This is a genomic window from Pseudomonas sp. KB_15 (genome assembly GCF_052114525.1).
Classification (GTDB): Bacteria; Pseudomonadota; Gammaproteobacteria; order Pseudomonadales; family Pseudomonadaceae; genus Aquipseudomonas.
In genome coordinates this window covers 1-401 of sequence record NZ_JBFREX010000291.1, presented here as the reverse complement: position 1 = coordinate 401, position 401 = coordinate 1, and the positions used below count along the sequence as shown (strand labels likewise).

Sequence of the window (401 nt, the reverse complement as noted above, 5' to 3'; positions counted from 1 at the left end):
GACCTACTCTCACATGGGGAAACCCCACACTACCATCGGCGATGCATCGTTTCACTGCTGAGTTCGGGATGGGATCAGGTGGTTCCAATGCTCTATGGTCGTCAAGAAATTCGGGTACTGAGTCGTGACCAGTTGGTCTCGCTTCAGCAAATTGGGTATGTGACAGCTAGGTGTTTTGTGAGTATCTCGAACTTTCGGTTCGTTTCGTCTTCACACACCGCAATCTGGCCTCTTCCGAGTTCGCAAATTGCTTGGGTGTTATATGGTCAAGCCTCACGGGCAATTAGTATTGGTTAGCTCAACGCCTCACAGCGCTTACACACCCAACCTATCAACGTCGTAGTCTTCGACGGCCCTTCAGGGGACTCAAGGTCCCAGTGAGATCAAGGTCCCAGTGAGAT

At 51.1% G+C, this 401-nt stretch carries 2 rRNA genes; both read right to left on the bottom strand.

The annotated features are described in order from the left end of the window. Window positions 1-106: ribosomal RNA gene (gene rrf / locus AB4Z35_RS30950) — 5S ribosomal RNA — on the bottom strand; the annotation flags it as partial. Between the two features lie 156 nt (window positions 107-262). Next, window positions 263-401, bottom strand: a 23S ribosomal RNA gene (locus tag AB4Z35_RS30945); the annotation flags it as partial.